Origin of the sequence: Microbispora sp. CL1-1 (genome assembly GCF_012034195.1) — a bacterium.
Lineage (GTDB): Bacteria > Actinomycetota > Actinomycetes > Streptosporangiales > Streptosporangiaceae > Microbispora.
This window is the reverse complement of sequence record NZ_JAATEK010000051.1, coordinates 42,502-50,165: the sequence shown is the minus strand read 5'-3', so window position 1 is coordinate 50,165 and position 7,664 is coordinate 42,502. Positions and strand designations below refer to the sequence as shown.

Here is a 7,664-nt window from a genome sequence, read left to right as displayed (position 1 = left end):
GCGCCCTACGGGCCACCCTTCCTCCGCGCTTTTCCTCCGCGCCCTTTCTCAGTGCTCTCCCCTCAGCGCTCTCCCCTCAGCGCTTTGGTCAGTGCTCTCCCTCAGCGGCGGGCTTTTCCGGCCTACGACTCGCAGCCGCTCCCCGAACCCTCCCCGGCGAGCGCCACACCAGGGGGGCAAATCGTACCTATCCCTACATAAGGCGCATTATCCATCGAATCAATCCTATACGCAGCTAATCATTAACTAAAAGCAGCAGGCGTCAGTTTGTCGGACCGCCCGGCAGGAAATCACCACTAGCGTCGGAAGCAAGGCTCAATAGGAGCCACGAAGGAATTCCCGCCCACTGCAGGCGGACGGGAAAAGCCGATAGACGCAGGGCAATTCGAAATCGAATCCTGTCAGGGAGGAACAATAATGCCCAAGCTCAACAAGATCTTCGCAGGGCTCGCGCTCAGCACCGCGGTCGTCGGCGGAGCCGTCGCCATGGGCGCCACGGCCGCCAGCGCCGACGACAACCCCTTCTTCTTCAAGAAGAGCGACTCGCGCCCCATCGCCAAGGAGGGCGCGGCCAACGGCGTCGACGACAGCAAGGGCGGCATCGCCCAGGACAACAAGAAGGGTGACGACTTCTTCCCGCAGACGTTCACCCCGGACATCACCCGGGACCGCAACGACCGCAACCACAACATCAACGACCGCAACCAGAACAACTGGTGGGACACCAACAACTGGTGGGGCCAGAACTTCTACAAGGACGACAAGTCGGGGCACGACGCCTTCGGCCTCGTCGCCAAGGATGTCGCGTTCGGCTTCCAGGAGAAGGACGACCGCGCATTCAACTGGCTCAACAACAACTGGTACGCCGACCAGAACTGGTGGGACCACAACAACAACGACTGGTGGAACCGCAACGACCGCGAGCACATCAACGAGAACAAGAACAAGAACGTCGACTAAGCGAGGCGTGACGCCTCGCGCGACACCGCGCTATCCGGTCGGGTGACGGAATCCGGTGGGCACAACCGCCCACACGTGTCTCTCCACCACCTGCCGGGGGCGACGGCGCGGGTAAGTGCAGCCGGGTGCGTCCAGTGCGTCTCCACGCCGAGCGACGGGGAGCCTGGAAACGCCTTCCACCAGATGGCATGAAAAGGGCTCCGGCGAGATCCTCGCCGGAGCCCTGGCCCTTTCCCCAGCGGATCCCCCGCAGCTCCCCGACAGACTCACCCATCCCCTCAACACCGAACCTCGCTCGTCCCCTTCGATCCCGCTCGATCCCGGTCCGATCCCGGTCCGATCCCGGTCCGGCACCAGCCTCATGTGCCGCCCCCGGCGACCGGGATCCACGGGCCGAAGCGAACGAGAACCGGGGATTGAGGAACACCACGGCGGGGAACCGCCGTCCGCCCTACCCCCGATGCCGCACGGGCACGTCAGACATGAACGTCGATCGGGTCAGCGCTCCCCTAACCTGGGACGGCGTGCCACAACGCGGGCCCAAATTCCCACCGGCCCCGTTTGCCGCCAGGCCGCATCGGCAATTAAGACGCCAGGGCGATGACCGGACATACAGGACATCGCTCGACATTTCCGGCAGCTACCGGGAATGTCGCACTCGGGCACTCCATCCTTCGAGGAGGACCTCAATGCCCAAATTCCGGAACGTCATCACCGGTCTGGCCGTCAGCACCGTAATGGCCGGCGGCGCGCTCGCCCTGAGCGCGACCACCGCTCAGGCCTCGACCTCCGGCACCCCGACGATCAGCTCCCACTGGGGTCACGGCAAGGGCCACTGCGGGCGTCACGGACGCGGCTGCCGTAACACGGCCGTCAACCGCAACGACTTCCGCTTCTTCAAGTACGAAAAGGAGAAGAAGGTCAACCGGAAGAACGTGGCCTTCGCATCCGGTGACGCCGTCATCGACATCGACGGCGACGACTGACACTGACGGGTGACACCCACTCGTACGGGGCCGTCGGCGCGAGGCCGCGGTGTCCGGACCCGCCCTGATCACGCCTCCGCCACCCTCGTGGCGATCGGGCGGCGGTGAACGGGCGGCCGAGAGCTCGCGGCCCTGTACGGATCGCCCACTTCCGTACCGTGAAGAATGCCCCGGCGGAAACCGCCCGCCGGGGCCCTCCATGTAAAACCACAGTGCAAAACCACAGTGCAAAACCACAGTGCAAAACCACAGCGCAGAGCCACAGCCCAGAATCGGACCGGTCAGGCGGAGCGGCGGGTCTTCCGCTTCTTGGACGCCTTCTCCTCCTCGTCCGCGCCGTCCTGCGCGGCCTTGGCCTTGGCGGTTCTGCCGGTCGACTTGGCGGGCGCGGCGCCCTGGCGCTCCCGCTTGGCCGCCTCCACGCTGGCCCGCAGCGCGGCCATGAGGTCGACGGCCGGCCCTTCCTCGGCCGGGGTCTCCGGGGCGACGACCTCCTTGCCCGCCACCTTGGCCTCGATGACCTCCTGCAGCGCCTCCCGGTAGGCGTCCGTGTATTGGGTGGGGTCGAAGTCCGCCACCATCGTCTCGATCAGGGACTCGGCCATCTTCAGTTCCTGGGGCCGTACGTCGATGTCCTCTTCAAGGAACGGGAAGTCGGCCTCGCGGATCTCGTCCGGCCAGAGCATGGTCTCCAGCACGAAGACGCCGTCGCGGACGCGCAGGGCGGCGAGCGACTCGCGCTGCCGCAGGGCGACCTTCACCACCGCCACCTGTCCCGACCGCTCCAGGGCGTCCCGCAACAGCACGTACGGCTTGGCGCCCTGCGCGTCCGGCTCCAGGTAGTAGGACTTGGCGAAGTAGATGGGGTCGATCTGGTCCGCGGGGGTGAACTGCAGCACGTCGATCCTGCGGGAGGTGGTCAACGGCAGACCGGCGAAGTCCTCGTCGGTCAGCACGACGATCTCGCCGGTCGCGAGCTCGTAGCCCTTGGCGATGTCCGAGTAGGGCACCTCTTCGCCGTCGATCGAGCAGATCCTCTTGTATTTGATCCGGCCGCCGTCCTTGCGGTGCACCTGGTGGAACGTGACGTCCTTCTGTTCGGTCGCGGAGTAGAGCTTCACCGGGATGGTGACAAGACCGAACGAGATCGCGCCTTTCCAGATGCTGCGCATAGCCACATTCTCGTCTCTGTGTTCGAACGACGCTATGGTGGGATTCAAGGGAGTTACCTCATGGGCAGGTACCCACTATGGCGGTGCCGTATCCGATCGAGCCGATGCTTGCCATTCCAGGAGAAATCCCCTCCGACCCCGGCGCGTACGCGCTGGAGGTGAAGTGGGACGGCATCCGCGCACTCGCGTACGTCGACGGCGGCGTGCGGGTCACCGGGCGGCACGGCGCCGACTTCACCTCCCGCTATCCCGAGATCTCCGCCGCCATGGCCCCGCTGGCCGGGCGCAGGGCGGTGGTCGACGGCGAGGTGGTGGCCTTCGACCCCGAGGGCCGGCCCAGCTTCGCCCGGCTGCAAAGACGCATGCACGTCACCGATCCCGCCGCGGCCCACCTGCTCGGCCGGCTGCCGGTCTCCTATCTGCCCTTCGACCTGCTCCATCTCGACGGGCGCACACTGCTCGACCTCCCCTACCTGGACCGGCGGGCGCTGCTCGACTCGCTCGGCCTGGGCGCGCCGCCCTACCTCCCCTGCGAACCCGCGGTGCTGGAGGCGACCCGGCTGCAGGGACTGGAGGGCGTGGTCGCCAAGCGCCTCGACTCCCCCTATCGGCCGGGGCGCAGGGCGGAGTGGTGGATCAAGATCAAGAACCTGCGCACCGCCGAGGTGGTCGTCGGCGGCTGGCGCCCGGGCAAGGGCCGCCGGGCGGGCGGCGTCGGTTCGCTCCTGCTCGGCATGTACGCCGGGCCGTCCCCTGCCGGGTTCCTCTTCGTCGGCCACGTGGGCACCGGGTTCACCGACGCGATGCTCGGCGACGTCCTCCGCCTGATTGAGCCGCTCGAGATCGGGCAGAGCCCCTTCTCTGACGGGCTTCCGAGGGAGATCTCCCGGAACGCCCGATGGGTCAGGCCCGAGCTGGCCGGCGAGGTGGCGTTCACCATGTGGACCCGTGACGGCCGTCTGCGCAACCCGGTCTGGCGGGGCCTGCGCCCCGACAAGATCCCGGCGGAGGTGCGGCGGGAGGAGCTGCGATGACGGAGAAGGTGCGGGTGGAGGTGGAGGGCCGCCGGCTTGTCCTGACCAATCTGGACAAGGTGCTCTATCCCGACGCCGCGTTCACCAAGGCCGAGGTGATCGACTACTACACCCGGATCGCACCGGCCCTGCTGCCGCACCTCAAGGGGCGCCCGCTCACGGTCAAGCGCTATCCGAACGGCGTCGACGGCCAGTTCTTCTACGAGAAGAACGCCCCCGAGCACACGCCCGACTGGGTCCGTACGGTGACCCTGCCCGCGCCGGGCAGCACGAAGAACCGCGAGGAGATCGACTTCGCGGTCGTGGACGACCTGCCGACCCTGGTCTACTACGCCAACCTGGCCGCCCTGGAGATCCACGTGCCGATGTGGAGGGTGGCCAAGGACGGCGAGCCGCAGCCGCCCGACACGCTCGTCTTCGACCTCGACCCCGGCGCCCCCGCCACGATCGTCGACTGCTGCCGGGTCGCCGTCCTGCTGCGGCGGGCCCTGGCCGACGACGGCCTGGAGAGCTTCCCCAAGACCAGCGGCCAGAAGGGCATGCAGCTCTACGTCCCATGGGACCGTGGCCCGGACACCTCCGGCTACGCCAAGGCGCTCGCTCAGCGGATGCAGGCCGAGCATCCGTTCGTGACGAGCGTGATGGCGAAGAAGGAGCGGCCCGGCAAGGTCTTCATCGACTGGAGCCAGAACAACCCGGCCAAGACGACGGTCGCGCCCTACTCGCTGCGCGCCGCCGGGCGGCCGGCCGTGTCCACCCCCCTGCTGTGGGAGGAGGTCGAGGCGTGCGACAGCCCCGACCGGCTGGTGTTCACCGCGCCCGACGTGCTGGAGCGCGTGGCGGAACACGGCGACCTGTTCGCACCCCTCACCGCGTAGTTGCGCCGCCGCCCTGGCCGTAGTGTGGACCTGTCGCAGCCGACCGTCGAACGGAAGGACAAGCAGATGCCTGAGATGGACCCCCTCGACGAGACGGCCGAGGAGATCTCGATCGAGGCGCCGGAGGCCGACGCGGTCGAGCAGCACCAGCTCGTCAAGGTGGCCGAAGACAGGCGCTGGCCCGAGCACGTCCCGTTCGACGCCGACCCGGCCGACGTGGCCGAGCAGGAGCGTACGGTCGACCTCGATGACGACGACTATCGCTGATCCGATTTACCGACACGTAGGATGAGGCCGCGGGGCGGGAGCCCCCGATGCGCATCTTGCAAGGAGACTGCCGTGACCGCTACCCCGGACGCCAAGCCCCGGGGCACCCGGCTACCCCGGATGGCCCGCCGCCGCCAGTTGCTGAGCGCGGCGCAGGAAGTGTTCGTGGAGAACGGCTACCACGCGGCGGCGATGGACGAGATCGCCGAGCGGGCCGGTGTGAGCAAGCCGGTGCTCTACCAGCACTTCCCGGGCAAGCTGGAGCTTTACCTCGCGCTGCTCGACCTGCACGTCGACGACATGGTGAGCCGGTGCCGGCAGGCGCTCGAGTCCACCACCGACAACAAGCAGCGGGTGCAGGCCGCCATCGGCGCCTTCTTCGACTTCGTCTCCAGCCAGGGCGAGGCGTTCCGGCTCGTCTTCGAATCCGACCTGCGCAACGTCGCGCCCGTACGGCAGCGGATGGAGCGTTCGCTGCACGAGAGCGCCGAGGCGATCAGCCGGGTGATCCAGGAGGACACCGGCTGCTCCAGCGACGAGGCGCACCTGCTCGGCGTCGGCCTGGTGGGCATGGCCGAGGTGAGCGCGCGCTACTGGCTGAGCAGCCACGGCTCGATCCCCAAGGAGGCGGCGACCCAGCTGATGGCGCGCCTGGCCTGGCGGGGGATCAGCGGTTTCCCGCGCACCGGCTGACCGGAATCTTGTTCGCTTCACGCGATCACAGAGCCGGTCGCTCCCTGCGGCGGCGACGATGGGTAGGGACCAGCCCTCGTGAAAGGGGAGCCCGATGGAAATAAAGATCGGCGTGCAGTCGGTGCACCGTGAGCTCGTGGTGGAGACCGACCTGTCGGCCGAGGAGATAGAGGAGGAACTCCGCAAGGCGCTCGCCTCCGAGAAGGGCGTCTTCTCCCTCACCGACACCAAGGGCCGCCGTGTGCTCGTCCCCGTGGCCTCGCTCGGGTTCGTCGAGATCGGCGAGGACGTGACGCGTCCGGTCGGCTTCGGCGGCACGCTCTGAGCACCTCCGTCATCGCCGCCGGCCGGCCGGGACGGCACGCGCCCACAACGCGCGCCGTCCCGGCGGCCGGCGATGATTCATTCCACCCGGGATCGGGTGCGTGCGAGGTCAGGAGCGTCCGTAACCGCATCCGCGGGGACGGCGGGTCAGATCCGCGTGATGGGGATCCCGCCTCCCGCTGATCGTCGGACAGCCCGCGCTTCCTCTCCGCAACACCGCACGCGGAGTCCAGGGGTTCGGCCCACATCTCGTCAAGGAAGTGCCGTAGCGGCGCGAGGCCCTCATGCTCGCACCGTACATCCGTTTGGCACGTGCGCGACCCATGAACGCAGGACCGGCCGGTGCCCGCGACCTGTTCCCCGCCCTCCCGATCCTCGCCGTCCGGGGATTCCGGCCAGGTCAGGGGGATCGCGGATGCGAAGCGCCGCACCGGCGACCCCCGCGCGAACCCGTGAAGATCACGGCCCGGGGGTGAGGCCGAGCGCGGCCATCCGCTTGCCGTGCTCCTCGGTCAGCCTGGCGAACATCCGCCCGATTTCCGCCAGGTTCTCGCCCTCCTCGCCCACCAGCAGCGCGGCGAGCTGCGGCCGGGCGGCGGCGAGCCGCTGTCCCTGGCTGAGCGCCTCGCCGACCATGCGGCGCGCCCACAGCGCGAGGCGGCCGCGCAGCCGCGGGTCGGCCTCCAGCGCGGCGCGCACCCGCTCCACCGCGAACTCCCCGCGGCTCTCGTCGGCCAGCACCTCCTCGACCAGGGCGCTGATCGAGGGAGCGGCCTGCCGGGCCGCCTCGCGGTAGAAGTCGCCCGCGATCCCCACGCCGACGTACGCCTTGATCAGCGCCTCGTACCAGTCCTTCGGCCTGGTCTGGGCGTGCCAGGCGTCGATCGCCTCCACGAAGGGGGCCATGGCCTCCTCCGGATCGACGCCGAGCGAAGCCAGCCGGTCGCGCAGCACCCGGAAGTGCCCGTACTCGGTCGCGGCCACGTCCCCGAGGGCGGCCCTGTCGTTCAGCGTCGGAGCCAGCAGGGCGGCGTCCTCGGCCAGCCGGAGGAAGGCGGTGAGCTCGGCGTACGCGAGGACGCCGAGCAGGTCCACAATCCCGGGAGAGGAATCACTCATGGGTGCAGCGTACGGCTCCCCGGCTTTCCCGCCGGAGCCCTCGCTCATGACCGGCGCAGCAAGAGCTTTTAGCGAGAAGACGCAGAAATCGGTTCCGTGTTGTGGTATCGAGTAGACTGCTTCGTGGAAGTGCGACCGCACTGTGTGGATCGAGACTGTGTCACTCACCGTATCGATCCCTGTGTCGATCCGGGGCCAACCCCCGGACCCCAGGAACCACTGGATGCCGCG

9 protein-coding genes are annotated in these 7,664 nt (G+C 68.4%); 7 read left to right on the top strand and 2 right to left on the bottom strand.

The features are described from left to right. Positions 1 to 417: 417 nt before the first annotated feature. Both HCK04_RS35820 and HCK04_RS35815 read left to right on the top strand, forming a co-directional pair. A complete protein-coding gene (locus HCK04_RS35820) occupies positions 418 to 960 on the top strand; it encodes a hypothetical protein (RefSeq protein WP_142651786.1) in 543 nt (180 codons plus the stop codon). Between the two features lie 689 nt (positions 961 to 1,649). Then, on the top strand, positions 1,650 to 1,946 hold the full coding sequence (locus HCK04_RS35815; protein WP_142651785.1) for a hypothetical protein: 297 nt from the start codon (positions 1,650 to 1,652) through the stop codon (positions 1,944 to 1,946). Positions 1,947 to 2,227: 281 nt separating this feature from the next. On the opposite strand, the gene HCK04_RS35810 is transcribed toward HCK04_RS35815, so the two are convergent. Then, positions 2,228 to 3,118, bottom strand: coding sequence for a Ku protein (locus tag HCK04_RS35810; protein ID WP_142651784.1), 891 nt, complete (start codon positions 3,116 to 3,118; stop codon positions 2,228 to 2,230). 77 nt (positions 3,119 to 3,195) lie between these two features. Here HCK04_RS35810 and ligD (HCK04_RS35805) point away from each other — a divergent pair, with 77 nt between their 5' ends. From ligD (HCK04_RS35805) to HCK04_RS35785, 5 genes are all read left to right on the top strand, one after another. Next, positions 3,196 to 4,152: a non-homologous end-joining DNA ligase gene (gene ligD, locus HCK04_RS35805; protein ID WP_142651783.1), complete on the top strand. Its 957-nt coding sequence runs from the start codon at positions 3,196 to 3,198 to the stop codon at positions 4,150 to 4,152. Next, on the top strand, positions 4,149 to 5,030 hold the full coding sequence (gene ligD / locus HCK04_RS35800) for a non-homologous end-joining DNA ligase (RefSeq protein ID WP_142651782.1): 882 nt from the start codon (positions 4,149 to 4,151) through the stop codon (positions 5,028 to 5,030). The genes ligD (HCK04_RS35805) and ligD (HCK04_RS35800) overlap by 4 nt, the downstream gene beginning before the upstream one ends. A gap of 66 nt (positions 5,031 to 5,096) precedes the next feature. Next, positions 5,097 to 5,297: a hypothetical protein gene (locus tag HCK04_RS35795; protein WP_142651781.1), complete on the top strand. Its 201-nt coding sequence runs from the start codon at positions 5,097 to 5,099 to the stop codon at positions 5,295 to 5,297. A gap of 72 nt (positions 5,298 to 5,369) precedes the next feature. Continuing rightward, positions 5,370 to 5,990, top strand: coding sequence for a TetR/AcrR family transcriptional regulator (locus HCK04_RS35790; protein ID WP_142620227.1), 621 nt, complete (start codon positions 5,370 to 5,372; stop codon positions 5,988 to 5,990). A gap of 94 nt (positions 5,991 to 6,084) precedes the next feature. Further along, complete coding sequence (locus tag HCK04_RS35785) at positions 6,085 to 6,315, top strand: DUF3107 domain-containing protein (RefSeq protein ID WP_142651780.1); 231 nt, start codon at positions 6,085 to 6,087, stop codon at positions 6,313 to 6,315. A gap of 458 nt (positions 6,316 to 6,773) precedes the next feature. On the opposite strand, the gene HCK04_RS35780 is transcribed toward HCK04_RS35785, so the two are convergent. Next, a complete protein-coding gene (locus tag HCK04_RS35780; protein ID WP_142651779.1) occupies positions 6,774 to 7,433 on the bottom strand; it encodes a ferritin-like fold-containing protein in 660 nt (219 codons plus the stop codon). Between the last annotated feature and the right edge of the window lie 231 nt (positions 7,434 to 7,664).

What these genes read in the sequence shown, in the direction of transcription:
- HCK04_RS35815 (WP_142651785.1), top strand. Translation starts at nt 1,650, where the DNA reads ATGCCCAAATTCCGGAACGTCATCACCGGTCTGGCCGTCAGCACCGTA.
- ligD (WP_142651782.1), top strand. Translation starts at nt 4,149, where the DNA reads ATGACGGAGAAGGTGCGGGTGGAGGTGGAGGGCCGCCGGCTTGTCCTG.
- HCK04_RS35795 (WP_142651781.1), top strand. Translation starts at nt 5,097, where the DNA reads ATGCCTGAGATGGACCCCCTCGACGAGACGGCCGAGGAGATCTCGATC.
- HCK04_RS35785 (WP_142651780.1), top strand. Translation starts at nt 6,085, where the DNA reads ATGGAAATAAAGATCGGCGTGCAGTCGGTGCACCGTGAGCTCGTGGTG.
- HCK04_RS35820 (WP_142651786.1), top strand. Translation starts at nt 418, where the DNA reads ATGCCCAAGCTCAACAAGATCTTCGCAGGGCTCGCGCTCAGCACCGCG.
- HCK04_RS35810 (WP_142651784.1), bottom strand. Translation starts at nt 3,118, where the DNA reads ATGCGCAGCATCTGGAAAGGCGCGATCTCGTTCGGTCTTGTCACCATC.
- ligD (WP_142651783.1), top strand. Translation starts at nt 3,196, where the DNA reads ATGGCGGTGCCGTATCCGATCGAGCCGATGCTTGCCATTCCAGGAGAA.
- HCK04_RS35780 (WP_142651779.1), bottom strand. Translation starts at nt 7,433, where the DNA reads ATGAGTGATTCCTCTCCCGGGATTGTGGACCTGCTCGGCGTCCTCGCG.